Origin of the sequence: Vreelandella lionensis (assembly GCF_002087295.1) — a bacterium.
In the GTDB taxonomy this organism is placed as follows: domain Bacteria; phylum Pseudomonadota; class Gammaproteobacteria; order Pseudomonadales; family Halomonadaceae; genus Vreelandella; species Vreelandella lionensis.
In genome coordinates this window covers 52,375-78,338 of sequence record NZ_MWVI01000083.1, presented here as the reverse complement: position 1 = coordinate 78,338, position 25,964 = coordinate 52,375, and the positions used below count along the sequence as shown (strand labels likewise).

Genomic DNA, 25,964 nt, shown 5'->3' with positions numbered 1-25,964 from the left:
GCGCGCGGTGTTAAACCGCTGCGTTAGGTTCGGGGAGCGTTTCGGCGCTTGGGCTTGTTAAGCGGTTGGCGGCATCGCTCAGCGGGCCCAGCTGGCCGGCAATTAAGCGCAGTTGGCGTTCAATGGGCCGATAGAGCGTGACGGCCTTCTCTTCCGCTGCGCCGCTTTGCTCCTCTAACTGGCTCAGCAGCTCGTTGGCAGGCTCGGTCAGTAGCGCCACGGGCAGGCGTTTATCCAACTGCTCGGCCAGTTGCTCTAACAGGGCGCTAATCCGCTTGGCGAGGGGCACGAAGGCGGCATCGTCCTCATCGTCTGCCAACCGGTGGCGGTGGGCACCCAGCGCGGAGAGGTGGCTTAACAGCGTGTTGGAGAGTACCAAAAAGCGCAGCCCGTTATCAGCATCCTGCTTACGATAGTGCCCCGGCTCGTGGCGCATGTTGGTGAGTAGCGTCGAGAGCGCCGCATCCGCATTATGGGCGTTACGCCGTGCTAAGCGGTAAGCCAGATCATCCTGCTTGCCCTCTTCATACTGGTGAACAATCTCGTCTAAATAGCGGCGGTGATTGGTCAGCACCTTGCCGCTTCCCGGTACAGGCGGCGGCCTTGCCAATCCGGCAGAATAAAAAACACCGCCAGCCCCGCAATCAGCGAGCCAATCAACGTATCAAACAGCCGCGGCCAGATCAGGTCAAAGCCATCGCCCACTTGGTTAAAGCTGCACAGCACCAGCAGGGTGATGGAGGCGGTGGCAACCACATAGTGCTTTTCTCGATTGGCAAAAAACGACACGCCTGCCGCCACCGCAATCATGCTCTGGATGAGTGGCTGGGGGAACAGGCTGATAGACGCCCAGCCTGCAATCAGCCCAAGCACCGTGCCCAGAATCCGCTGGGAGAGAAAGCGCCGGGTGGTGGCGAAGTTAGGGCGGCATACAAACAGCGTGGTAAGCAAAATCCAAAAGCCCTGCTGTGGGTCGAGCCACTGCAACAGCCCGTAACCCACCACCAGCGCGGTGGTTAAGCGTAACGCGTGGCGAAAGGTGGGCGAACCCAGCGTGAAGTTCAACCGCACCCGTTTCCAGGCTTCCAGCAGGCTAGAGGGCGAGCGGTCATAAAGCGCGCTGTCCCGGCGTTCGCTGCCGGTGTCCGGATTGTGGGCGCTGGCAATCTGCGCTTCTAGCGTGGAGAGGTTGTCCGTAACGCATCCAACGGGCGTATTAGCGGCCGCCACTCGGGCTTGCCACGCTCGCTGAGGTTATCAATCGAAGCGCGCAGGTCGGCCAGCGCCTGCTCGCTCTGCTCGTGACTGAAAGGGCGGTTGAGCAGTAGCGACTTGGCTAGCTGGCGGCAGGCACGGCCCTGCTGGTCCAGCAGTCGCTGGCAGCGAAACAGCACGTCGTGATGAAAAAAGGCTTCAGTAAGCGCGCTGTACGGGTAGTGGGTGGAGCTTGCCCGCTCGTGGATATCCTGAGCGATAAAGTAAATCTGCAGATAGCGGTTGAGCTTACGGCTGCCGCGCTGGCCTTCCAGGCGGCGAAAGATCATCTCTTTTGCCTGATTGAGCGCATCCACCACCTTGCCGGTCTGGCGGGCGAGCGCCACACGGCGGGCCTCTACATCAACGCCCCGCACCGGCTCAAACAGCGCCGGTTTTAAAATCAAGAATTCACCCAGGGCTTTATACACCCGCGCCATGCTCTGTTTTACCGGCTGGCGGGAGAACAGCGCGCACCATACTACCGAAATCGCCCCGTACCAGGCAGCTCCGGTCAGCAGCAGTAGCTGGCGCGAGGCGACGTGCTGCTCAATATTGATCATGGAGTAGATCGAAAGAATCAGCGTGCCGGAGGCAATGGTCGCGTAACGCTGGCCAATCGCTCCCAACATAATCAGCGTGAAGGTAGAGACCGCCAAGCCCACCGCAAACAGCCACGGCCAAGGAAATAACCACTGCACCACAAACGACGCCGAGGCAAAGCAGAGCAGCGTGACCACCAAGGCCTGCAAACGCCCCTGCCAGCTATCGTCGGTCTCTGAGAGCGCGCTGGCAATGATGCCCAGAAACAGCGGAATCACCAGCGCCACATCCCCCGCCAGCCCGCTAAACAGCAGCGCCCCGCTGAAGGCGATAAACACCCGCAGGCTGTAGGCGAACTTATCTAGGGTCCAAAGGCGGCGCAGGGAAAGGGAGAGGGGCATAGAGGCTCTTGTGAGTTTGCTGTTGTTAGACTTTAGTATAAATAGTATGCCGGTACGTGGCTATGGTGTGCCGTTAACGAAAAACCCCGCAGCGTTTGGCTGCGGGGAACAGGTTGCCTGCGGCTGGGCGTATGGCGCTACAAATACTTCAGCAATTTTTGCAGCTTGTTCATATCGGCGGAGTCGCCTACTAGGCGAACATCTCCCGCCACCATGCCATCTAAAAATGCCTGCTGGGTGGGTTTCTTGAGAATGCGCAGCGCGGTGTCTTGGTCGCGGAAACGTAGTTCAAGATCCAGGTCAACGGGCAACCCTTTTCCCGTGGTGATGCCGTGGGGCGCCATCCGGTAGTAGCGGGCAATGCTTAGGTCTTCCGTGGCAACACCCCAGTCGAGGCCGCGCATGCGTTCAAGCTGCTCACGAAAGCGCGGCTTGCGGCGCAGGGCTCGCTTGAGCATAAAGCCCAATAGCCACAGCGTCAGCGAAAGCTTCATTAGGAAACGGCGTCCTTGAGCGCTTTGCCTGGCTTAAACGCGACGTTTTTGCTGGCCGGGATCTGCAGTGGAGCGCCGGTTTGCGGGTTTTTACCGGTACGGGCAGCGCGCTCGCGAACGGTAAACGTACCAAAACCGATCAGCGGCTACATCTTCACCTTTGGCAACGCTGTTGGTGATTTCGTCCAGGATGACATTGAGGACTTGGCCAGCTTTGTCTTTGGAAAGGTCAGCACTTTCAGCGATGGCTGCAGCGAGTTCAGGTTTGCGCATAAAGGAATCTCCCTTGTGGAAAACAAACATCAATGTTGTTGGTAGCCTACCCAGCAGGCAGCGCTTCTTTAGCCTAGTCGTGAATGCGGCGAAAATCAGCCTAGCAGGCCTGGGGCAGCTCTGGAAAGCTCCACTTTCCTTCTCACGCAGCCGCCTGTCAACGCAAAACCAATCAAATGTCCGTCTTTATTTTCCGCTAACGCGGTGAAATCATTGCCGTCGCCCTCAATCCGCCAGCGCTCTGGGGGCTGAGTGGGTGGGTAGGCCACCACGGGTAGCAGCGGGGTTTTCACCACGACTGGCCAAGCGCCGAAGCTAACAGACGTTGGGGTGCCGCCAAGGGTAGCTGCCAGGGCTTTGACGCTTGCTTGCAGCGGCTGCACATACATGGCGTTCGCCCCATCAATACACGCGGCATCACCCAACGCATAAATATGCGGCTGGTTGGTGCGTAGCTGCCGGTCAACCTGAATGCCGCTGGGGCTGACGCTCAGCCCTGCCGCTTCAGCAAGCTGCGTGCGAGGTGCCAAACCGGTCGCGAATAGGATGATATCTACCGTATGGCGCTCGCCATTGTCGAGTTGCAGCGTCAAAGCGTTGTCTGCATCTTGGGATAATGTCTCTAAGGTGCGTCCAAGCGCTAAACGAATACCAGCCTCTTGAAACGTATCGGCCAGTGCGCTACCCAGCCGCTCAGGGAGTAGGCGCGGCAAAGGGGCGCTCTCTGGTGCAATCACAGTGACTTGGAGTCCACCTGCGTGTAGGTCGTTGGCGAATTCACCGCCGACTAATCCGGCGCCAATAATCGCGACGCGAGTAGGCTGGTTGAGTGCTCCGTGTAGGCGGCGGTAGTCATCCAAGTCGTTGACGGTAAAACAGCGCTCGGCCAGCTCGCTCGGTATGCGAAACGGCGTGTGAGGGGCCGCGCCGGTGGCGAGCACTAGCTCATCGTAGCCAAGCGGTGCTCCGCTGCTGAGTTGCAGCACGTGGTTATCCACATCCAGTTGCGTGACGTGGGTGCGGGTAACGATCTGTGCGTTTAATTCATCGGCGAGCGCTTCAGCGCTGCGCTGGGCGAGCTTGTCAGGGCTCAAGCGCTTGGCGAAGCCTGTCGACAGCAGCGGTTTGCTGTAATCATCACCGCTGTCAGCGCTGACCAGCGTGATTGTGCGCGTATCCCCTTGGCGTCGCAGCGCGCGAGCGAGGCCAACGCCTGCCATGCCGGTGCCCACAATCACCAGCGCGGCGTGGTGGTGAGGTGTTCTGGAAGATGTCGTGTGTGAGTCGGGCATACCGTCACCAAACGTCGGTGGACCAAAAGCCTGTAAAGCAACCATGTTACACTAGCCCGCTCTGAATTGACCGCCTTGGAGGCTTAGGTGACCGCCCCTGTGTTATCCACACCTGCGTTTTCGCTCTTCCCTCAGTGGCTGCCCGTGGCAGCCACTCAGCCAGCCATGAGTGCGCCTTGGTGGCAGTGGGTAGGGCCCACGGATTCTTGAGCCGCGCGCCTCAGAGCAGCGGGCGAGCCGGGAGCGTTTCGGGTGCGCTTGCTGCGCCAAACCATTGGCCTGCCCCAGCGGATGAAGCCTTGGCCCTAGGCATCGCGCCACGCCGCTACGCGTGGCTGCGCGAGGTGGCGCTGTGTGTTGATGAAACGCCGTGGGTGGTAGCGCGTTCGGTGGCCCCGCTTCACCAGCTACAGGGAAAAGGGTTAGGGAAGTTGGGCGAACGCTCGTTAGGCAGTTGGCTATTTCAGCAGCCCGATTTGGTTCGCGGGCCGCTGGAAGCCACGGCGACGCCGCCACGTTTTACCCACCAGCAGCCGGGGCTATCGGCCAATAGCTTATGGGGGCGGCGCTCTGTCTTTGAACATGGTGGGCTTTCGTTACTGGTCAGGAGTATTTTTTATCTACCATGGCGGATGCCTGGGCCTTCCGTCGCGCTAGGCTAACGCAGCAGCTTTTTTGACGAGGTAAGCATGAGCATGGACCGTTCTCTGTTGCGCCCGACCGGGTGGGCCCGTTTGGCAGATTTCTTACAGTTAATGCGCTTGGACCGGCCCATTGGCACTTGGCTGCTGATGTGGCCAACGCTGTGGGCGCTGTGGGTCGCGTCAGAGGGCGTGCCAGGCCGCGATGTACTGCTGATTTTTATTGCCGGGGTATATGTGATGCGCGCCGCAGGCTGCGTGGTGAACGACTACGCCGACCGCCACTTCGATGGCCATGTAAAGCGTACCAAGCAGCGGCCACTGGCCACCGGTCGGATCAGCGAAACCGAAGCGCAGCTGCTATTTGTGGCGCTGGTGGCCGCTGCCTTTATTTTAGTGCTGCTGACCAACTGGTTTACCGTGCTGCTCTCGCTTGGGGGTGTGCTGCTGGCATTTATTTATCCGTTTATGAAACGCTACACACACTTTCCCCAGGTGGTGCTCGGGGCGGCTTTCTCCTGGGCGATCCCAATGGCGTTTGGCGCGGTACTGGGGCATGTGCCGCTGGAAGGCTGGCTGCTATTTAGCGCTAACCTGCTGTGGACGGTGGCTTACGATACCCAATACGCCATGGTGGATCGTGACGATGATCTGAAAATCGGCATTAAATCCACCGCGGTGCTGTTTGGCAGCGCCGACCGTTTCATCATTGGCCTGCTGCAGCTTGCTACGCTGGCGTTGCTTACCTGGGTGGGGTTGCGGGTTGGGTTAGGCGGTTTTTTCTGGCTGGGCTTGGTAGGCATGGCAGCGACGTTTCCCCATCAGCAGCGGTTAATTTTTCACTGTGACGGCGACCCTGCTTCCAGGCGTTTCTGAATAACCACTGGTCAGGGCTCTTGGTATTTGCCGGAATTGTTCTGAGCTGGTGGCCTGCAGCTGGCTAATTATGCTGGGTGTCATAGAATTGTCATTAAGTCATGGTGTCATCGTCACAGACATGTCATTGAACTGTTTTGTATAAACGAGTTTTCATAGAACACCGTGAGGCCCTGGATGACCGCCAAGACCGTACTGATTGTCGATGACGAGGCACCCATTCGCGGGATGATCGCTGTGGCGCTGGAAATGGCTGACTATCGCGTGCTTGAAGCGGACAACGCCCAGGATGCCCATGCGATGGTCGTTGACCACCAGCCCGACCTGCTGCTGCTGGACTGGATGATGCCGGGCACCAGCGGCATCGAGCTGGCCCGTCGTCTCAAGCGCGAAGAGGCCACCGCTGAGCTGCCAATTATTATGCTGACCGCCAAAGGCGAAGAGGATAATAAAATTCAGGGCCTGGAGGCGGGGGCGGATGACTACATCACCAAGCCGGTTTCCCCCCGCGAGTTGGTGGCTCGTCTTAAAGCCGTGCTGCGCCGGGCGACCCCGCGCGGGGTGGAAGACCCCATCGAAATCAATGGATTGCTGCTGGACCCTGTGAGCCATCGCGTCAGCGCCCATGGCAAAGCGCTGGAGATCGGCCCTACCGAGTACCGCTTACTGCAATTCTTTATGACTCACCAAGAGCGCGCCTATACCCGTAGCCAGCTGCTTGATCAGGTGTGGGGCGGTAATGTGTATGTAGAAGAGCGCACGGTGGATGTGCATATTCGCCGGTTGCGCAAAGCGCTAGGTGAAGCGCATCAGAATCTGATTCAAACAGTGCGTGGCACTGGGTATCGTTTCTCTGCTCGGGTGTAATCGTGCGTTTGTGGAGCCGTGAACTGTGGCGAATTATCTGGCTGGCTTTCCTAGGGATGTGCCTGGGATGGCTGCTAGGTTATCCCGGTTTCGGGTTAGCTGCGGGTCTAACGCTCTGTTTGGTGTATCAACTCCGCCAGCTTAGGGCGCTGTTCAAGTGGCTAACGCTCAACCCGCACGATGAGCCTCCTGCGGCAACTGGCATGTGGGGCGAGCTATTCGATCGCCTTTACCGTTACCAAAAAAGCCAACGCATTACCCAAAGCCGGCTGCGAGCAACCCTCGCGCGTATTCAAGAATCCTCGGAAGCGATGCGTGATAGCGTCGTGATGCTGGATCGCCACGGTGATTTAGAGTGGTGGAACAGTGCCGCCACCGACATGCTCGGCCTGCAAACCGCCCATGACCGCGGTCAGCACATTACTAACCTGCTGCGCGACCCGCGTTTCATCAGCTACTTTAATGCCCGTGAGTACAGCGAGCCGCTCACGCTCACCTCGCCCATTGATGAGCGTCGCATTCTGCAGTATCAAATCACGCTCTATGGTGATGACGAGCGCTTGGTTATGGCGCGGGATATTACCCGCTTGCATCGCCTAGAGCAGATGCGCCGCGACTTCGTCGCTAACGTTTCCCATGAGCTGCGCAACCCCACTCACCGTTCTTTCCGGCTATCTGGAAACCTACGGCGATCTTAAAGAGATGCTGCCACCGCGCCTGAGTAAAGGCATTGGTCAGATGGAAGAGCAGACCAAGCGTATGCAGAGCTTGGTGAATGATCTACTGCTTTTGTCACGCCTGGAGATTGACCGAGGCGGCGAAGATCATCAGCCGCTTGAGGTTGGGTCGATGCTTGAGAGCATTCGCCGGGATGCGCTGGCGCTCTCGAACCAGCAGCATAGCGTTCAGGTGGCGTTGGAGTGCGAGGCGCGCCTGGTGGGCAGCGAGCAAGAACTACGCAGCGCCATCTCAAACCTAGCATTCAACGCAGTGCGCTATACGCCGGAGGGAAGTCAAATCACGCTCCGCTGGGTGGCTCTGTCCAATGGCAGTGCCTGCATTGAAGTGGACGACGACGGTGAAGGGATCGATCCGGTGCATATTCCGCGTCTCACCGAACGCTTCTACCGCGTTGATAAGGGCCGCAGTACCGCCACTGGCGGTACTGGTCTTGGCCTTGCCATTGTTAAACACGTTCTACTGCGCCATGATGCACAGCTTCAAGTGGAGTCGTTACCCCGGTGAGGGGGCGTTGTTCCGCTGTGTTTTCCCACCCTCCCGTGTCGTTAACAGCTAACACGGTGTCATACCACTCTCCGTCTTGGCTTGCATAACTTATGTATAAGTGTGCCATATTGGCATGCAATCATGGTCAAACACCGCGCATGTGTCATATGTAGCCAACTAATCATCTACTTAAGCCAGTGCTAGAGGGTTAATCGGCATAGTGGTTGTTTTTATAAGTGTCTGTATATAAATAGATTTTATTTCTATTGAGAGTTTTTGGCATATAGGCTGCTACATACTTGTCAAGGAAGATTATGCAGGAACTGGTAAGACAAGATGTCACTCTTCCTTAAATAGCGGTATTTCACAGCGATCGAGGAGGCGGAATATGATGTCCAAGGAACTACTCAAGAAAGCTGGTATTTTAGGTGTAGCGTTTGGTCTGGTAGCAAGCCCACTGACATTTGCTCAAGAGCCTGCAGATCCGGCAGACAACATTTCTCCAGATGAGCAGCCGGTCGAAGCTCAGTCTAACGACTCAGCTATGCCGTCTGATCATGACAAGAAAAATTTAACCCATGACGAGGGTGATAACGCCAGCGACATGGAACCAAACTCCATGAGTGATGACTCGGATGCTACCTATGACAGCACCGAAGAACTCCCAGAAGAAAATAGTGGTATGTAACAAGTAACATTTCTTTGCAAAGCTGTAAAAAACTCTTACGCTTAAGGAGTGAGCAACTAGAGAGGCAAGGATGTCTCATCGCAAGGATGCTCAATGATTCAAGGAATGAATCAAAAAGATCAATACACTGGTCAGGGTAAATTCCAAGGTTGGAGCCCCGCAAAAGGATTGGAAGCCAGATGTAAGTATCGTGTAAAAGTAAGAGTTCTCAAGACCCCGCCCTGCGGGGTCTAATTTTTTGTGCCTAACACATAAACCCCAGCGAATGGCATGGCTGCCCTCTTAGCGGGGATAATGAAGCGGTTGGGCAGCAAGGCAAGTGAGTCAATTTGCGCCACTTAACCGACGCATGTGCCATTATTGCACAATATATTTGTATGAATAATGATTTTGCAGCTTTATATTGCGCGCAATTAAAAATAAATAAGTTTATGTTTTTAAAAGATATTTAATTAATTTAGTATTTTTGGCATCACTTATGCAATGCCAAGATGTAAAGTTAGCCATTAGTCGTAGGCGCTTAATTGGTTTCCACCCTATGTCGACTGGCTCAATGTTAAAGGAGTAGTAATTTATGTTTTTCAAAGAGTTAGCTAAAAAATCTGCAGTGTTAGGTGTTGCTTTTGGTTTGGTAGCAAGTCCGATGGCATTTGCCCAAACATCCATTGAACTCAACAAAGACCGCTCTGCAGGACACGATGTGATTCAGCCTAGCTCGCACAATACGTCAGGCCCGGCTCAGTACTCTGCTAGTGACTTGACCCGTAATGAAGGCGATACGCTGGACTACTCCACTTCAAGCAGCGTCAGCGATTCCAACAGCGTGGCTACCAGTAAAGCTGGCTATGATGCTAGCGAGCTGAACCGTGATGAAGGTGATGATCTTCGTTGGTAAGCGTTGATATTAATTCCACAAAAAACCCCGCTCCGGCGGGGTTTTTTGCGTATGGCTGTGTGTTCTAACGACGTGCGACAACATCTTGGGTGTCACGGTAGTGACCATCCCACATCAGCACCGCCCCCGCTACGGCGCCAGGAATTAAAAACAGATTGGCAAGCGGGATCCAGGTGACCAGCATGATCAGCCCGCCGTAGGTGAGGCTTGGCCACCAGCGGTGCGAGAGACGGCTGCGCATATCGCGAAACGTGACCTTGTTGTTATCCATCGGGTAATCAAGGTAAGTGATGGCCATCACCCAGGCGGAAAACAGTGCCCACAAGATCGGTGCCAACAGATTGAGGCCTGGTATCCAGCTGAGAATAAACAGCGCCGCCATGCGCGGCAGAATATAGCCGAGCTTGACCAGTTCGCGACCCAGTGCATCGATGGCCGTTTTAGCTAGCCCGCGATCATCCAACGGTTCCCGTCCTGTGGCTTGACGCTCGACTTTAGCGGCTAAAAAGCCGGTAAAACGGCGCGGCAATCAGATGTGTCACCAGGGTGAAGGTAAAAAAGATCACCACCAAGAGGCTAACGAAGAAGAGCGGCCAGATAAGCCAAGAGAGCCACTCCAACCAGCTGGGGACCATGGTCATGGCACTGTCGAGCCAGCCATCAAAGCGGTTGAGCACCAAGCTTAGCATGCTGGCATACACGATGAGGTTGACCAGGATCGGCAGAAAAATGTAGCGCCGCAGCCCTTTTTGGTACACCAAACGTGTGCCTTGGCTCAGCGCCGTTATTGCATCCACCATGCTTGCTCCTTAAATAAAAACGCCCAGATGTGTCATCTGGGCGTATTGCAGGAGGAATTACCTGCTAGGTCAAGACTTTTTAAGCACCTTCTGATCTAAGGTGTCGGGGTCGCTGTGGCGAATATCCAGGCCCTTCACCAGGTAGACCACGTACTCTGCCAGGTTATTGGCGTGGTCGCCCACACGCTCTAGTGCCCGCAGTACCCACATGATGCTGAGGACGGAGCTAATAGAGCGGGAGTCTTCCATCATAAAGGTCATTAGAGAGCGCATGGCGCTGCCGTATTCGTCATCCACCGACTCATCTTCACGCACAACCTGCATGGCAAGTTCGGTATCGAAGCGGGCAAAAGCCGTCAGTGCATCGCGCAGCATTTTACGCACGTGTTCACTGATGTGACGCACTTCGACCAGGCCACGAATGCCGCCGCTGTTTTCACTCAGCAGTAGGGCGTTGCGGGCAATTTTGCTGGCCTCATCGCCAATCCGCTCAAGGTCTGAGGTGGCACGAATAACGGCCAGCACCAGACGAAGGTCCGAGGCGGCCGGCTGGCGGCGGGCCAGGACGCGAGTACACTCATCATCAATCTGCAGTTGCAGGTCGTTCACCTGGCGGTCGTTATCACGCACTTTTTCGGCCAGACGGCTGTCGCCTTCCAACAGGGCGTGAACGGCGTCTTGTACCTGTTTTTCCACCAGACCGCCCATGGCCATCAGGTGGGTTTTCAGCTCTTCCAGCTCCTGGTTGAACTGGCGAGAGATATGCTGGCTGTGGCTATCGCTCGTAATATCCATTGAGCACTCCTGACGTAACGTCGGTTGGGCCTAGGTCATGCGGCCGGTGATGTAGTTTTCAGTGCGTTGTAAACGCGGGTTGGTGAACACTTGATCCGTTGGCCCGTATTCAACGAGTTCACCTTGCTGCAAAAAAGCCGTGTAGTCGGATACCCGTGCGGCTTGCTGCATATTGTGGGTAACCAGTACCAGCGTGAGCTGGGATTTCAGGTTACGAATTAGCTCTTCAATTTTAAGCGTAGAAATAGGGTCGAGCGCCGAGGCAGGCTCATCCAATAGCAATACATCGGGCTGTACGGCCAGCGTGCGGGCAATCACTAAGCGCTGCTGCTGCCCACCGGATAACTGCCACGCGGAACGGTGCAGGCGATCTTTCACCTCATCCCACAGGGCGGCTGAGGTGAGCGCCCACTCTATAATATCGTCGCGTTTGCGCTTAGGCAGGCGCCCCTGCAGGCGCAGCCCAAACGCCACGTTTTCATAGATCGACATCGGAAACGGGTTGGGCGTTTGAAACACCATGCCCACACGGCGTCGCAGCTCGGTAACGTTCATCTGCGGGGCGTGGATGTCCTGATCTTCTAACTGGATTTGCCCATGGTGCGTCACCGACTCATTCAGGTCATGCAGCCGATTAATCGCACGCAGCAAAGTAGATTTGCCACAGCCCGACGGGCCGATGAACGCGGTGACTCGATGGCGAGGCACGTCAAGTGTTAGGTCGCGCAACGCCGTTTTCCCCGCATAAGCGAGGTGAAACTGGTTGATGCTCAAACAGCAGGTCTCGGCTGAAAATCGAGTTACCGGTGCTTGAGTTGGGTTGGCGGACGATAACGCTAGCATTCGTTCCCTCGTTGACGCCTTAAATAATGACGCAGAAATATGGCAGTTAGATTAAGCACCAGCACAATCAGCACTAACAGCAGAGCGGTGGCAAACACCAGTGGGATGGCGGCTTGGACATCTTCACCGTGAAAAGCGGTATCAAATAAATGATAGCCGAGGTGCATAAACTTGCGCTCTAGATGCAGATAGGGAAATTCGCCATCGACGGGCATTTGCGGGGCCAGTTTCGCCACGCCCACCAGCATCAGCGGGGCGACTTCCCCTGCGGCTCGAGCTACCGCCAAAATCACACCGGTGAGCATCGCGGGGGTAGCCATGGGCAGTACCACGCGGGTCAGCATCTCCAAACGGGTGGCACCCAGCGCCACTGCACCTTCCCGCTGGGCGTCGGGAATACGCGCCAGCCCCTCTTCGGTGGCTACGATGACGACCGGCAGCGTTAGCAGCGCCAGGGTCAACGATGCCCAGAGGAGGCCGCCGGTTCCAAAGGTGGGCGAGGGCAGCGCATCCTCAAAAAACCAGCTATCGATAGAGCCACCGATACCGTAAACGAAGACCCCAAGGCCAAACACCCCATAAACAATCGAGGGCACCCCCGCGAGATTGCGCACGCCGATGCGCACTAAGCGGGTTAGGCGGTTCTGGTGCGCGATTTCATTCAGATAAATGGCGGCCAGCACGCCAAACGGTGTCACGATGACCGACATTAGAATCACCATCAGCACCGTCCCGAAAATAGCAGGCCAAACGCCGCCTCCCGTATTGGCTGCACGTGGGCCTTCGCTGAGGAATTGCCAAATACGCTCACTCCAGGCGACGACTTTTTGCTCCCAGGACATGGCATTAGGCGCTTGGAAGCGCGTGATGCCTTCCAGCGGCTGGGTAATGATTTGGCCATTGGCCGCAGTGAGTCGGAGTTGTGCAATAGGGCGCTGGCTCTCGGGAAGCGTCATCGCATGAGCGACAAACGCCCAAGCGGCTTCGTCTTCAAAGCGCTGGCCCGCGCTCTCCACCTCGTCTAAGCGGCCAATAAAGTCGCCCCAGGGCGCGCGCTCTAACCGGATGAGGTCGTCGGGCACGGCGACGGTGTCGATATCGTCCAGGGCCACCCAGCGCCAGCTCTCACCGCCGATATCTCGATTGCCGGTAAAGTAGAGCCGTTCCACTCCCGCTGCATTGGGCAGTGGAGCTTCACGCACCGGTTGGCCGATTACCGTGTCACCGGAGTGCAGAGTGACCTCCTCCAGCTCCGCGGGCCAAAAGTGGCCAAGACCACGGGTGGCAAGCAGCGTCAGTAGGGTCGCCAACATCAGCAGCGACAACGCAACGCTCGCGGCACATAGCCAAGGCCACAGTAAGCTGCCCGTAGCGCGGGCACGCAGTGGACGAGATAGCCAAGCCATCAGCGGTTACCCCCTAGGCGCTGGTAGCGTTGCCGCAGCCGTTGGCGCACCACTTCGGCTAACGTATTAACCAAAAAGGTGAAGATAAACAGCGCCAGGGCGGCAAAAATCAGCAGGTGATACGTCATGCCGCCTGGGGAGGCTTCCGGTAGCTCAATGGCAATTGACGCCGACAGGGAGCGCAGCCCCTCAAAAGGGCTAGCACTGAAGAGCGCCGTATTACCGCTGGCCATCAGTACAATCATGGTTTCGCCCACGGCGCGCCCGGCACCAATCATGACCGCTGAAAAGACTCCAGGACCCGCGGTGGGGAGCGCTACTTTCCGCAGCGCTTGCCAGCGGCTGGCGCCCAGTGCCTGGGCACCCTCCCTCAAGTTGGCGGGCACATCAGCGAGGGCATCTTCTGCCAGCGAGGAAATGCTGGGAATCACCGCAAACCCCATGGCGATCCCCACGATCAGTGCGTTGCGGGTGGCGTAATCCAGGCCGTATTGCTGGTCGAGCATGCGGCGCAAGTCGCCGCCGAACCATGCCTGCTCCATGAGCGGTGCCAGCCATAGCGCCAGTGTGACCATGATCGCCAGCCATGGCATCAGCCGGACGCCCGCCCAGGAGAGCGGCAGCCACTGGCGCACCCTAGCGCTGGCAAGATACCAAAGCCCACCGGCCAGGCCAGCGCTCAGCGGTAGCCAAACAAGCACCAGCAGAGTGCTGGCGAGCTGCTGCTCCACCCAAGGTGCCAACAGAAGCCCGGCAATAAAGCCCACCACCACGCCGGGTATCGCTTCCATTAGCTCCAGGATAGGTTTGACTCGGCTGCGTAGTCGCTTCGACATAAATAGCGCTGAATACATGGCCGCGCCCAGTGCGATGGGCGTGGCGAACAGCATGGCGGCGAGCGCGGCTTTGAGGGTGCCCCAAGCCAATGGCGATAGCGTGTTGAGTGATAATGCGTCGCCAAACGTTAGCAGCGGCAGCGCTTCCCACACGAGAAACACGCCAATGGCAAGAATAGCTAACAGGACGCCAACACCGCCGGCAGTAATCAGTCCGGTAGCAATACGGTCGTGAATAAGGCGCAGCGGCTGACGCGAAAAAGGTAGCCGTGGGGGAGTCATGTCGACATCATAAAGAAACGAGTGCCGTAGTAAAAAGTACGTACATGGCCAGAGTTATCCACCCTACGGGAATGGTTATGACAGTTAGGTGACAGTTAGGTGACAGCTTAGTGATCCAGCAGAGGAGGTTGGCGCTGGGCCAGTGGCAGCGGCACAAAGCCAGCTGCTTGAACGATTTGCTGACCCTCCTCTGAGAAAATCAGTTCAATAAAGGCCTGCTCGGCAGGCGGCAGTGTGTCGCCGGGCGGCAGATTAACGTAAAGGTAGAGATCCCGTGAGAGCGGGTAGCTGTCATCTTGGATCGTTGCCACGCTTGGACTGATAGCGCTGCCTTCGTCGTTAATCAACGGCAGCGCGCGCACCATGGGGGTTACATGGTTATAGCCCGCTTAGCCCATGGCGTTGGGGGACTCCCCGACAGCAGCAATCACCGCTGAAGAACCCGGGTGCTCGCTAATATCGCGGCGAAACTCACCGTTGCACAGGGCGCGATCTTGAAAGAGCCCGTGGGTGCCCGAGGCCACGTTGCGACCATGCAGGGCAATCTTACCGTAAGGCCACTGCTCCTCAGGCAGTAAATCCTCCCAGCGGCGGATGGGGCGGAGGCCTCCGCAGTCTAGCGAAGTAGAGAAGATGGCATCGGCCTGCTCGCGGGTGAGCGATGCCAGTGGATTATGGCGGTGCACCACCAGTAGCAGTGCATCTCGGGCAACACTCAACTCGCGAGGCGGATAGCCATAACGTTCGATAAACTGCTGGCGCTCGGTGTCGGTCATGGGGGGCGGCATCGGGCCAAAACGCGTGGTGCCCGCCCCCAAGGCGGTCGGGGCGCTGGCGGAACCTCCGGCTTGAAACTGCAGGGTAATATCTGGGTAGCGGTGATTGAGCGCTTCCCCCCAGCGTAGCATCAGGCCCGCCATGGTGTCGGAACCAACGGCCCCTAGCGTTCCGCTGACTACGCTTGGCTGCCCCCACGCAAAAGAGCAACAAAGTAGCAGCCAGACAACCACCAAGAGGTGATGCGGCCGGTGAACCCCCCCGCCATAGCGCATCAAACGATTGCCCTTCAAACGTCACCCCTCTTATGATTAACTGTTGGTCATCTGTTGCGATGCAGCAACGTCACGACCCTTCATACCACCTTGTATCATCACAACAATAACCCTACAAAGCGACCACCTTATGACACCATTGGACACCGACTTGGACGACATCCCCGCTCCACAAGGACAGCTCACTTTAAAGTTACTGGCTTCTCGACAAGATACCAATTTCTATGGAGATATTCCTGGCGGCTGGCTAGTCAATCAAATGGATCAAGCGGCAGAGTTGGCCGCAGGGCGCGAGGCGGGTGGTCGTACTGCAACGGTTGCCATTGAGTCGATGGATTTTCTCAGCCCCGTTCGGGTGGGTTCGATGGTCAGCGTGTATACCCAGGTACAAGAAATTGGTCATAGACGCCTCACGGCCGCCATATTGAAGAGCGACAGAAAGTCACCGAAGCGCGCTTTGTGATGGTGGCATTGGATGACAATGGCCGCATTCGCGCGGTGCATAGCTAACGGCAATATTTGATTAACCGCTAAATCAGCAAAAAGGGTGCCGAAGCACCCTTTTTTATTAGCCGAGACGAGGAGAGTAGTTATGCACCTACGTTGTCGCGGCTCTTCAGGTAGGCGTATTCGCCTGCATCGCTAAACGGGCGCAGTATTTTCTGGAACGCCGAGTAGGATTCGTAAACGCGGCGAGACTCTTCATCGCTATCTACCTGGCGCTGAATGGCCTCTTTAGACGACTCGTACAGCGCGGCCATCACGTCTTCGGGGAAGGTGCGCAGCTGCACGCCGTGCTCTTCTACCAGCGTTTCCAGGGCCTGGGCGTTGCGGTAGGCAAATTCGCTGATCATCGCTAGGTTAGAAGCGCGTGCCGCTTCGCGGATCACGTCCTGCAGGTCTTCCGGCAGCGCATTCCACGCATCCAGGTTGATGGTGCCTTCAAGGACGGCAGAGGGCTCGTTCCACACTGACGTGTAGTAGTAGTCCGCCACTTGGTGCAGGCCAAAGGCTAGGTCGTTATACGGACCAACCCAGTCAGCGGCGTCTAGCGCACCGGTTTGCAGCGAGGTGAAGATTTCTGAACCGGCCATGTTCACGGTGCTCACACCGATGCCGTTCATGGCTTCACCGGCGAGACCCGGCAAGCGCAGCTTCAGGCCCTGCATATCGTCGAGGGAGTTGATCTCTTTTTTGAACCAGCCCGCCATCTGCGTGCCGGTGTTGCCCACAGCAAACGGCTTCAGATTGTGGTTGGCGTAGATCTCATCCCACAGCTCCTGGCCACCGCCGTGGTACAGCCACGCGTTCATTTCGGTGGTGGTCATGCCAAACGGCACGGCGGTAAAGAACTGGGAAGCCGCGACTTTGCCACGCCAGTAGTAAGAGGCGGAGTGACCCATCTCAGCAGTGCCAGCGGCGACGGCATCAAAGACTTCCAGTGCGGGTACCAGTTCGCCCGCACCGTGTACACGAATGCGCATACGGCCGTTGGAGAGTTGCTCCACACGACGAGCAAAGTCGTTAGCACCGGTACCGAGGGCGGGGAAATTCTTCGGCCAGGAGGTGACCATATCCCAGGTGTAGGTTTCGTTAGCGCTGGCGGTAGAAACAAAGGGGGCAGCAGCGACACCGGCGGCACCCAGGCCGGCGGTTTTCAAAAATTGGCGGCGTTGCATGGCGGGCATGACTCCGAAATTATAGGCTGTTTTTTTATAAGCGCAGTGAGCGCAGTGTCCGCCCGCCAGTATGCGCTAAGCAGCTTTTATAGGGCAAGTATCTGTCTTCCCTTGCCCTTTGTCGTTAACGCGGCGTGAGTTTGGCAAACCCGAGCACAAGCCACTTCACGCCTTCACCGTCGAAGCTCACCTGCACGCGAGCACGGGCACCTTCGCCCTCGGCGTTGAGAATAATCCCCTCACCAAACACCGGGTGCTCGACCCGCTGGCCGACATGCAGTGCGGGCAGCTCGCCGTCGCTCTCGATACTGGTTTGGGCGAAGCTCTGCCGCGATGCGGTCACTGGGCGGGAGATATGGCCCCTTAGGCGTACTTCTTCCAGCAGATGGGGCGGCAGTTCGCGCAGAAAGCGCGACGGACGTGGAAACACCTCTTTGCCATGCAGGCGGCGGGTTTCCGCGTGGGTCAGGTAGAGCTTCTGCATGGCGCGGGTAACGCCCACATAGCAAAGCCTGCGCTCCTCCTCGAGCCGCCCAGGCTCCTCCACCGACATCTTATGCGGGAACAGCCCCTCCTCCACACCGGCGATAAATACCACCGGAAACTCTAGCCCTTTCGCCGAGTGCAGCGTCATCAGCTGCACGCTGTCTTCGAACTCTTCGGCTTCGTGGTCGCCTGCGTTGAGGGCGGCTTCTGATAAAAATGCTTCCAGCGCCGCCATGCCGTCGCCCGCTTCCGGGGTTTCAAAGGCGTCGCCATGGGTGAAGGCGCGCGCGGCGGTGACCAGCTCTTCCAAGTTTTCGACCCGCGCCTGGCCTTTCTCGCCACGCTCGCTTTTGTGGTGCTCGATCAACCCGGTTTGCGCGGTGACATGGTCAATAATTTCATGCAGCGGTAACCCGGCGGCGTCGTTATCGAGCTGCTCAATCAGGTTGGCGAAGGCCTGCACGGCGTTGCCCGCCCGGCCTCTTAAGGTGCCATCCTGAATCGCGTCGTGGAGCGCCTGCCAGAGCGAAACGCCCTGTTCCCGTGCGCGGTGGCGGACGATTTCCACCGTGCGGGTGCCAATGCCTCGGGTGGGCACGTTGATGACGCGTTCAAGGGAGGCGTCGTCGTCCCGGTTGAGCAGCAGGCGAAGGTAGGCCAGGGCGTTTTTGATCTCCAGCCGCTCATAAAAGGCGGTGGCCGCCGTAGATGCGGTAGGGCATCCCTTGGCGAATCAGCGTCTCTTCCAGCAGCCGCGACTGGGCGTTAGAGCGTAAAGAATGGCACATCACGGCGGTTTAAACCCTCGTCGACCTTCTCTTTAATGGTGTCAACGATATAGCGGGCTTCTTCCAGGTCGTTTAACCCGGCGTATACCGAGATCGGGTCGCCCTCGATGCCATCGGTCCAGAGGTTTTTACCCAGCCGTTCGCTGTTATGGCTAATCAGCGTGTTAGCGGCTTCCAAGATTGCGCTGGAAGAGCGGTAGTTCTGTTCCAGACGCACCGTATGGGTATCGGTAAACTCCTCTTCAAAGCGGCGAATATTCTCCACTTTGGCGCCGCGCCAACCGTAAATCGACTGGTCATCATCGCCGACCGCTGTCATCGGCGTTTGTTGGCCGGTGAGCAGTTTCAGCCACGCATACTGGAGGGTGTTGGTGTCTTGGAACTCGTCTACCAGCACATGCCCAAAGCGCTCGCGGTAGTGGTTCAGCAGCGGTGGGTTATCGCGCAGAAGCTCCAGGCTGCGCAACAGCAGCTCGCCAAAATCCACCAGCCCGCCACGTTCACAGGTGAGCCGGTAGCGCTCGTACAGCTCGACCATTTGTGCCAAATAGCCATCACCGTTGACGTTGACCTGATGCGGGCGCAGCCCTTCCTCTTTGCAGCCAGACACAAACCCCTGTACCTGGCGGGGCGGGAAGCGCCCATCGTCAATCGAGTAATCTTTGAGCAGCCGTTTGATCAGACGGAGCTGGTCGTCGGAATCAATGATTTGGAAATGTTGCGGTAGGGGGGCATCCTGCCAATGGGTGCGCAGCAGCCGGTGGGCAATGGAGTGGAAGGTGCCGACCCACACATGGCGCATGGAAATGCCCAGCAGCGCTTCTAAGCGCGTGCGCATTTCCTCGCTGCTTTGTGGGAAAACCGTGACCGCCAGCAGCGCGTAAGGAGACAGCCCCTCGGCCTGCATCAGCCAGGCAATGCGGTGAACCAGCACGCGGGTTTTACCGGAGCCAGCCCCCGCCAGTACCAGTAGGTTGCCTTGGGGGGCGCTCACCGGCTCCCGCTGAGCGGGATTGAGCTGATCAAGTATCGCCGTGACGTCGTCCATATAAGCCGCTGCCGGTTCGAAAATGGGCGGTCAGTTTAGCACAGCCCGCCCACTGGCTGGGTATACAGCGTACGTCGCGTTAGCCCGCCGTTAGTGGTCGTCTGGGTAACGCAGCGTGGTCAGGCTCTTTTTCACCGCTTTAAGCTGCTCGGCGAGTTTGGGGCCGCGGGTTTTAGCGACACCAACGGCCAGCACGTCGATCAGCACCAGGTGGGCGATGCGCGAGCTGAGCGGCGTGTAAATCTCGGTATCTTCATGCACATCGATAAACAGCGGCAGGCTCACTTCATGGGCCAGCGCCGATTCGCTGGGGCACAGGCCAATCACCGTCGCCCCCGCTTCGCGGGCCAAGCGCACGCTGGCCCCCAGTGGCTTGGTACGCCCGGTTTGTGAAATCGCCACCACCACATCGCCCTCTTGCAGCGTCACCGCCGACATGTTCTGCATGTGCGGGTCGGCGTAGGCGGAGGTCGAGATCTGAGGCGGAAGAACTTGTGCTGGGCATCGAACGCCACGGCACCAGAGGCACCAAAGCCTTAAAGCTCCACCCGGTTGGCCATGGCCAGTGCATTCACTGCTCGCCCCAAGGCTTCATTGTCGAGCCGATCGCGTACCGACAGCAGTGTGCCGACGGTGGAGTCAAAAATGCTGTGAGAGAACTCCGCCACCGAGTCGCTATCGTTCATCGAGAACTGGGCGAACTGGCTGCCGCTGGCCAGCATCTGGGCGAGCTGAAGCTTGAAGTCCTGGAAACCGTTGCAGCCGAGCGCGCGGCAGAAGCGCACCACGGTGGGCTCGCTCACCTTCGCGTCAGTGGCCAGGTCCACGATCCGCATATGGATCACTTCATCGGGGTTACGCAGCACGAACCGCGCTACCTTTTGTTCGGAGCGACGGAAATGCTCCATGCGGCGTCTCATTTCATCGAACAGGGCGCGGCTCACGTTCAGCTCCTTAAATTCTTGATCGTGCTTATGCAGCCTAGGTGGCCACAGTATGCCTGAGTGACGCGAAGAGGGCAGCGGGAATCACCCGTAATGGCTGCCGTTTAAAGGGCGTTAACCCCTTTCTTCAAGAATCGTCATCATTTTGTCAAGTAGGTTATAGTAAGAAGTGACGTGCCGCACTGCATCATTTAAAAATCAGTCGTCACGGATGCAGGTGGACGTAGGCAACTTCACCTGGAGGAGCGTCGATCATGAGAAACGTCGAACGAATGACCTCGGTAAAAAGCGAATTGCTCGACATATTCATGAGTATGGAGGTCGATGAGCATGCCCAACGTCGGCGCAGCGCCGCCCAGCGTAGCCTAAGGGCACGCAGAGGGATTGAGCTGCATCGGGAGTTTCAGAAGCTATCGCGGGATATCGCTCCCATGCCGGACGATGACGAACCGCAAGAGAGCGAATTGCACTAAAAACAGCGTGTGATAGAACAGCCCCGCCAGCTAGCGGGGCCGTAACGGCTTAGAGTAAGCCTGTGACGAAGACAGCGATGACACCCGCGGGCGCTACATAGCGCGCGATGATGTTCCATACGCTTACGCCAGTGGCTGACAGCAAGCTCAGCCTCGACACTCTTGCGCTCTAAGCACCACGCAGCGAAGAGAATCGCGCCTAAACCGGTAAGCGGCAGCATGATTTTGCTGGTCAGCGTATCCAGTAGGTCGAACACGCCCATACCGAACATGAGCGGCTCGCTCCACACGTTGAAGGAGAGCAGAGCGGCAATACCCAGCGCCCAAGCGCCCACCCCGGCAACAACGGTCGCCATCACGCGAGACAGCGGCGTGCGCTCTTCAATAAACTCAACCACTGGCTCAAGCAGTGAAATGGCCGAGGTAAGGGCCGCGAAGGTGAGCAGCAGGAAGAACATCAACCCCAGGAGAGAGCCGCCGTCCATATTGCCAAATGCTAAGGGCAGCGTAACAAAGATCAGCCCAGGGCCTGAGGCTAGGTCAAGGTTGTTTGCAAATACGATGGGGAAGATCGCAAGCCCCGCCCCGAGTGCGATCACCGTATCCATAATAATGACGGTACGGGCGGTTTGGAGCAGGTTGATCTCTTTGCCCAAGTAAGAGCCATACGCCATCATAATGCCCATACCCAGCGAAAGGGTGAAAAAGGCGTGCCCTAACGCTGCCAGGACTGTCTCTGCGCTTAGCTTGCTCCAATCCGGGTTAAACATATACTCCAGCGCTTGGCCAAAATGGCCGGTCGACATGCCATAGCCGATCAGCACAACCAGCAGTAGCGCCAACACCGGCATCAAGATGCGCACAGCGCCTTCCAGACCCTTCGTGACACCCTGAGCCACAATGCCAATCACCAAGAGCATAAAGGCAGAGTGGCCTAGCAACAGCAACCCAGGATTGCTGAGCATGCCGTTAAACAGCGCGCCGATGCCGTCGGCATCTTGACCACTGAAGGTGCCAGTGACGGAGTTAAGGGTGTAGTAGAGCGACCAGCCGCCGATCACGCTATAGAACGACAGAATTAAAAACGCCCCAATGATGCCGCTGATGCCAACCACGGCCCACATACTGGATTTATTGGCTTGGCGTGCCAGCTCGGACATCGTGCTCGCAGGGTTTTTCTGCCCGCGCCGCCCGAAAAGCCAATCAGAAACAAGAATGGGCAAGCCAATGAGCCCAATACAGAGCAGGTAAACAAATACGAAAGCAGCCCCGCCGCTTTCACCTACCATATAAGGGAACTTCCAAATATTCCCTAAGCCAACCGCTGAACCCGCTGCGGCTAGCACAAAGGTCATACGAGATGACCACTGTGCATGTGCAAGTTTTGCCATAAATCACCTGTGTTACGTTCAATTATAATGAGTCGTTATCGGCGCAGTGCGCCGATTTTCGGAAATAGAGAAATTGCCAGCGTACTTTTCCGAAAGAACGCGCAATTTATCCGATCATGGTAGGGCTTGCCAGTCAGCTCATCTAAAAAGACGGCTTAAAACAGCTGGCTCTGCTTTTCATCGGCAAAGGGTTCAAGCTCAGGCAGTGCGATGTGCTGTTGAAGGGCGTGGTACAGGTGTCGAGCCATCTCAGGAGACTCACGGTTATCCGCTGTATGCACAAATAAGAAAGGGGTTTTCCCCTGACTTATCCACAGCTTTAGGCGCTCTATCCACGGAGCGAAGTAGCGAGTATTGATGGTTTTGTCAATATGGCCAATGAAGCGAATAATCGGTTGCTCCGCTGTGGAAAGCACGTGTAACGGGAGTTTCGGCTTTTCCTGTTGGGCATGAGCGAGGCCCGCATGGCCTTCGGCGGGGGTCGAGAACACCGGACGCACAGCCAGCATCACACGATTAACGCCATAAGTTATCAACAATCGGTTGAGGTCCTTCTCCTCCTTACCCTTGTGGAAAAAAACAGGGTGGCGCACCTCAACAGCACAGGGCAACTGACTGGCCAGTGGGCGAGCAATGCTTCGAGTGTAGGTAACTCTGAGGGGCCGAAATCACGCGGTAGTTGGACCATGGTTGGACCAAGCCGGTCATGGAGCGGCGTCAGTGCCTCTATAAACTCCCAGGCAGACGCTAAACTGCCGAGACGCTGGTCGTGCGTCACGCTGGCGGGCAGTTTAAAACAAAAACGGAAATGAGCAGGGGCCTGACGTGCCCAGGCAGCGATGATATCGGGCTTAAGGCGCACCGCTGTAAAACGTTGTATTGCCCTCCACGCTGGAAAACACCGCCGCGTAATCGCTGAGCAGGTCGGTCTTGGCTTGGCGCGGGTAGAGGCTGCCCTGCCAATCCTGATTGGCCCACATGGGCAAGCCCAGATAGAGCGGTAGCGGCGAGCGTGAGGCAGTCATCTAAGCGGTGGCCTTTGTCGAAACGTAGAATTGTCGAAACAGAAAGGCTTAGTGTAACCGGTAACACCATGTGCTGTGGCGGGGGCCAAGGCGTGTTAATGAAGATAACGGCCAAATTTATGCAATTTCCCCCGTCGCTGCAGCGCTACTATGGTAATCGTTATAACACTCACAAGATGACCAACAGGACGCCCCATGGATGCTGCTTATGTAAGCGCCGACGATATTCGCGATCAATTTTCCAAAGCGATGTCGGCGATGTATCAACAGGAAGTGCCGCAATATGGCACGCTGCTCTCGCTGGTGGAGAGCGTGAATCATAATGTGCTGGCAGAGGATGCCGCCTTAGCCCACACGCTCAAATCATCGGATGAGCTAGCGCGCCTTAGCGTTGAGCGCCATGGAGCGATCCGCGTTGGTTTGCCTGAAGAGCTGTCACTGTTACGGCGTATGTTTGCGGTGATGGGCATGCATCCCGTGGGGTATTACGACCTGGCTGCTGCCGGTGTGCCGGTGCACTCCACGGCGTTTCGCCCGGTGGATGATGACGCCTTGAAGCGCAATCCCTTCCGCGTATTTACTTCCTTGTTACGTCTTGAACTCATCGAGAACCCTCAACTGCGTGAGCAGGCCCGGGAAATTCTCTCTCGCCGTGAGATCGTCACGCCCGAGGCCCAGGCGCTAATCGCCCGCTGTGAAGAGCAAAGTGGCTTAAACGCAGCCGATGCCAAGGCATTCGTGCAGGCCGCGCTCGATACGTTCCGCTGGCACCACGATGCGACGGTGGATCGTGCCACCTATGACCGTTTACACCAGGAGCATCGGCTTATTGCTGACGTGGTGAGCTTTAGAGGCCCGCATATCAACCATCTTACCCCGCGCACCCTAGACATCGATGCGGTGCAGCAGCAGATGCCGAGTGTTGGCATCGACCCTAAGGCGGTGATCGAAGGCCCGCCCCGTCGCCGCTGCCCGATTCTACTGCGCCAAACCAGCTTCAAAGCGCTGGAAGAGACCATTACCTTTGCCGACAGCGTGGCGGGACACCATACCGCCCGCTTCGGTGAAATCGAGCAGCGCGGGGTTGCTCTCACTCAAAAAGGGCGCGCGCTATACGACCGCCTGCTGGCCGAGTCGCAGCAGCTGCCTCCTGCCAAAGATAACAACGTCCATCAGTCGCAGCTCGCCGAGGTGTTTCAGGCATTTCCTGACGACAACACAACCCTGCGCCGCGAAGAGGTGGCGTTTTTCCACTACGACGCCGTGCCGGGTGCCCATGTGTCGCTTCCCGAGCAGCTCCACGCGGCTACCCTTGAAGCGCTTATTGATCAAGGCGCATTGGCCTGCCAGCCCATGATTTATGAAGATTTCCTGCCGGTTAGCGCGGCGGGCAGCTTCCAGTCGAACCTGGGCGGCGAGCAGCGCGATGAATACGCAAGCCAAGCCAACCAAGCCCAATTCGAGCGTGACTTGGGTGCCTCCGTGATTGATGAAATTGCGCTGTATGAACAGCGCCAGCAGGCATCACTGGATAAGGCGCTGGCAGCGCTTGGGGGAAGGTGTTAGAACGTGCTGACTAACACAAGACATGGTTAACCACATCACCGCAGGAGAGCGCTATGCAGCAGGGCAAAGTATTGGTGTTACATGGGCCTAATCTCAATTTATTAGGCAGCGTCAGCCAGAGATTTATGGCTATGACACACTGGACGATGTGAATAACCTGCTGCGCGAAAAAGCGGTAATGGCAGGCTGGGACATCACCTGCCTGCAAAGTAACCATGAAGGCGCGCTCATCGACGCCATCCACGCAGCGAGGGGGGATGGCACGCAGGCCATTAATATCAACCCGGCGGCCTACACCCATACCTCAGTGGCCGATCCTCGATGCATTGCACGCCTTTGATGGCCAGGTCATCGAAGTCCATCTCTCCAACGTGCATAAGCGCGAGTCGTTTCGCCACCACTCCTATGTCTCGCTACGGGCCGATGGCGTGATTGCTGGCCTAGGCGTGCAGGGATATAAAGCGGCGCTAGAGGCGGTGATGGCTGCCTCCCATCAATAATATAACTCCCTTGTATCGTTAGCCCTTGCCGCACTTTTAACCGTGGCCCATCCTTCTCTCAGGGCAACTTAGCCCTTGGCGTTTCATTGGCTTGGTAAGGATGGGTAGGGTATGGCTAAATTTTTTCGGGAATTCCGCGAGTTTGCTGTTAAGGGCAACGTGATTGATATGGCGGTGGGTATCATCATTGGCGGGGCGTTTACGCTGATCGTGCAAAGCCTTGTCAAAGACGTGATGAATCCGCTGATTGGCCTGTTGGTGGGTGGGATCGATTTTTCGAATCTGTTCGTCGTATTGCGGGAAGGCGTGGCGGGAGCGCCCTATGCCACCTTGGCGGAAGCTCAAGCGGCGGGGGCGGTGACGCTGAACGTGGGGCTGTTTATCAACGCGGTGGTGAGTTTCTCCATCGTCGCGTTCGTGGTGTTTTTGCTGGTGCGTACCATCAACCGCTTAAAGCGCGAAGAGGCGGTGGCACCGGCAGACCCGACCGAAAAGCCCTGCCCTTACTGTTTTATGGTGGTGCCCATCAAGGCCGTTCGCTGCGGTCACTGTACTTCTGAACTGCAGGCGGCGGCCTCAGAGAAGCCTACCGATAGCGT

The 25,964-nt window shown here is 57.2% G+C and carries 13 protein-coding genes and 13 pseudogenes; 11 read left to right on the top strand and 15 right to left on the bottom strand.

Annotation, left to right across the window (positions count from 1 at the left end; genetic code table 11):
* Positions 1-10 precede the first annotated feature (10 nt).
* From yccS to B4967_RS11990, 4 genes and pseudogenes are all read right to left on the bottom strand, one after another.
* Positions 11-2,198: pseudogene (gene yccS / locus B4967_RS12005) on the bottom strand (YccS family putative transporter).
* 137 nt (positions 2,199-2,335) lie between these two features.
* Positions 2,336-2,692, bottom strand: coding sequence for a hypothetical protein (locus B4967_RS12000; RefSeq protein WP_083025410.1), 357 nt, complete (start codon positions 2,690-2,692; stop codon positions 2,336-2,338).
* Positions 2,692-2,965, bottom strand: a pseudogene (locus tag B4967_RS11995) (HU family DNA-binding protein). Before B4967_RS11995 ends, B4967_RS12000 begins: the two are co-directional and overlap by 1 nt.
* A 95-nt stretch (positions 2,966-3,060) precedes the next feature.
* Entirely contained in the window at positions 3,061-4,257 is a 1,197-nt protein-coding gene (locus tag B4967_RS11990; protein WP_083025426.1) for an NAD(P)/FAD-dependent oxidoreductase, read from the bottom strand.
* A 206-nt stretch (positions 4,258-4,463) separates the two neighbouring features.
* Between B4967_RS11990 and B4967_RS11985 the strand changes: the two genes are divergently transcribed.
* The 6 genes and pseudogenes from B4967_RS11985 to B4967_RS11960 all read left to right on the top strand — a co-directional run bounded on the left by B4967_RS11985 (position 4,464) and on the right by B4967_RS11960 (position 9,451).
* Complete coding sequence (locus tag B4967_RS11985; RefSeq protein ID WP_243470548.1) at positions 4,464-4,919, top strand: chorismate--pyruvate lyase family protein; 456 nt, start codon at positions 4,464-4,466, stop codon at positions 4,917-4,919.
* A 33-nt stretch (positions 4,920-4,952) separates the two neighbouring features.
* Positions 4,953-5,842 (top strand): annotated as a pseudogene (gene ubiA / locus B4967_RS11980) (4-hydroxybenzoate octaprenyltransferase).
* A gap of 109 nt (positions 5,843-5,951) precedes the next feature.
* Complete coding sequence (gene phoB, locus B4967_RS11975) at positions 5,952-6,641, top strand: phosphate regulon transcriptional regulator PhoB (protein WP_083025403.1); 690 nt, start codon at positions 5,952-5,954, stop codon at positions 6,639-6,641.
* Positions 6,642-6,643: 2 nt separating this feature from the next.
* Positions 6,644-7,938, top strand: a pseudogene (gene phoR / locus B4967_RS11970) (phosphate regulon sensor histidine kinase PhoR).
* 318 nt (positions 7,939-8,256) lie between these two features.
* On the top strand, positions 8,257-8,556 hold the full coding sequence (locus B4967_RS11965) for a hypothetical protein (RefSeq protein WP_192859211.1): 300 nt from the start codon (positions 8,257-8,259) through the stop codon (positions 8,554-8,556).
* A gap of 574 nt (positions 8,557-9,130) precedes the next feature.
* Entirely contained in the window at positions 9,131-9,451 is a 321-nt protein-coding gene (locus B4967_RS11960) for a hypothetical protein (RefSeq protein ID WP_083025402.1), read from the top strand.
* A gap of 64 nt (positions 9,452-9,515) precedes the next feature.
* Here the strand turns inward: B4967_RS11960 and cysZ are convergent.
* The 6 genes and pseudogenes from cysZ to B4967_RS11930 form a co-directional block, all read right to left on the bottom strand.
* Positions 9,516-10,251: pseudogene (gene cysZ, locus B4967_RS11955) on the bottom strand (sulfate transporter CysZ).
* A 69-nt stretch (positions 10,252-10,320) separates the two neighbouring features.
* A complete protein-coding gene (phoU, locus tag B4967_RS11950; RefSeq protein WP_074211261.1) occupies positions 10,321-11,046 on the bottom strand; it encodes a phosphate signaling complex protein PhoU in 726 nt (241 codons plus the stop codon).
* Between the two features lie 30 nt (positions 11,047-11,076).
* Positions 11,077-11,889, bottom strand: coding sequence for a phosphate ABC transporter ATP-binding protein PstB (gene pstB, locus B4967_RS11945; RefSeq protein WP_074211262.1), 813 nt, complete (start codon positions 11,887-11,889; stop codon positions 11,077-11,079).
* Positions 11,883-13,295 (bottom strand): phosphate ABC transporter permease PstA, encoded by a 1,413-nt coding sequence (gene pstA, locus B4967_RS11940; protein WP_083025400.1) that lies wholly within the window; start codon positions 13,293-13,295, stop codon positions 11,883-11,885. Before pstA ends, pstB begins: the two co-directional genes overlap by 7 nt.
* On the bottom strand, positions 13,295-14,413 hold the full coding sequence (locus B4967_RS11935) for an ABC transporter permease subunit (protein ID WP_083025398.1): 1,119 nt from the start codon (positions 14,411-14,413) through the stop codon (positions 13,295-13,297). The genes pstA and B4967_RS11935 overlap by 1 nt, the downstream gene beginning before the upstream one ends.
* Positions 14,414-14,520: 107 nt before the next feature.
* A pseudogene (locus B4967_RS11930) lies at positions 14,521-15,465 on the bottom strand (PstS family phosphate ABC transporter substrate-binding protein).
* 130 nt (positions 15,466-15,595) lie between these two features.
* Between B4967_RS11930 and B4967_RS11925 the strand changes: the two are divergent.
* A pseudogene (locus B4967_RS11925) lies at positions 15,596-15,975 on the top strand (acyl-CoA thioesterase).
* 80 nt (positions 15,976-16,055) lie between these two features.
* On the opposite strand, the gene B4967_RS11920 reads toward B4967_RS11925, so the two are convergent.
* The 3 genes and pseudogenes from B4967_RS11920 to hexR form a co-directional block, all read right to left on the bottom strand.
* Positions 16,056-17,144 carry a TRAP transporter substrate-binding protein gene (locus B4967_RS11920; protein ID WP_083025397.1) on the bottom strand — a complete coding sequence of 363 codons (1,089 nt, stop codon included), beginning with the start codon at positions 17,142-17,144 and terminating at the stop codon, positions 16,056-16,058.
* Between the two features lie 124 nt (positions 17,145-17,268).
* A pseudogene (gene uvrD, locus B4967_RS11915) lies at positions 17,269-19,466 on the bottom strand (DNA helicase II).
* Between the two features lie 90 nt (positions 19,467-19,556).
* Positions 19,557-20,410, bottom strand: a pseudogene (gene hexR / locus B4967_RS11910) (transcriptional regulator HexR).
* Positions 20,411-20,664: 254 nt separating this feature from the next.
* Between hexR and B4967_RS11905 the strand changes: the two are divergent.
* On the top strand, positions 20,665-20,883 hold the full coding sequence (locus tag B4967_RS11905; RefSeq protein ID WP_044629316.1) for a PA3496 family putative envelope integrity protein: 219 nt from the start codon (positions 20,665-20,667) through the stop codon (positions 20,881-20,883).
* Between the two features lie 49 nt (positions 20,884-20,932).
* On the opposite strand, the pseudogene B4967_RS11900 reads toward B4967_RS11905, so the two are convergent.
* Together B4967_RS11900 and B4967_RS11895 are read right to left on the bottom strand one after the other, a co-directional pair.
* Positions 20,933-22,274 (bottom strand): annotated as a pseudogene (locus B4967_RS11900) (sodium-dependent transporter).
* 155 nt (positions 22,275-22,429) lie between these two features.
* Positions 22,430-23,299 (bottom strand): annotated as a pseudogene (locus tag B4967_RS11895) (DUF72 domain-containing protein).
* Between the two features lie 195 nt (positions 23,300-23,494).
* Here B4967_RS11895 and hglS point away from each other — a divergent pair.
* The 3 genes and pseudogenes from hglS to mscL all read left to right on the top strand — a co-directional run.
* Complete coding sequence (hglS, locus tag B4967_RS11890; RefSeq protein ID WP_083025395.1) at positions 23,495-24,865, top strand: 2-oxoadipate dioxygenase/decarboxylase HglS; 1,371 nt, start codon at positions 23,495-23,497, stop codon at positions 24,863-24,865.
* Between the two features lie 53 nt (positions 24,866-24,918).
* Positions 24,919-25,365: pseudogene (aroQ, locus tag B4967_RS11885) on the top strand (type II 3-dehydroquinate dehydratase).
* 111 nt (positions 25,366-25,476) lie between these two features.
* Positions 25,477-25,845: pseudogene (mscL, locus tag B4967_RS21360) on the top strand (large conductance mechanosensitive channel protein MscL); the annotation flags it as partial.
* Between the last annotated feature and the right edge of the window lie 119 nt (positions 25,846-25,964).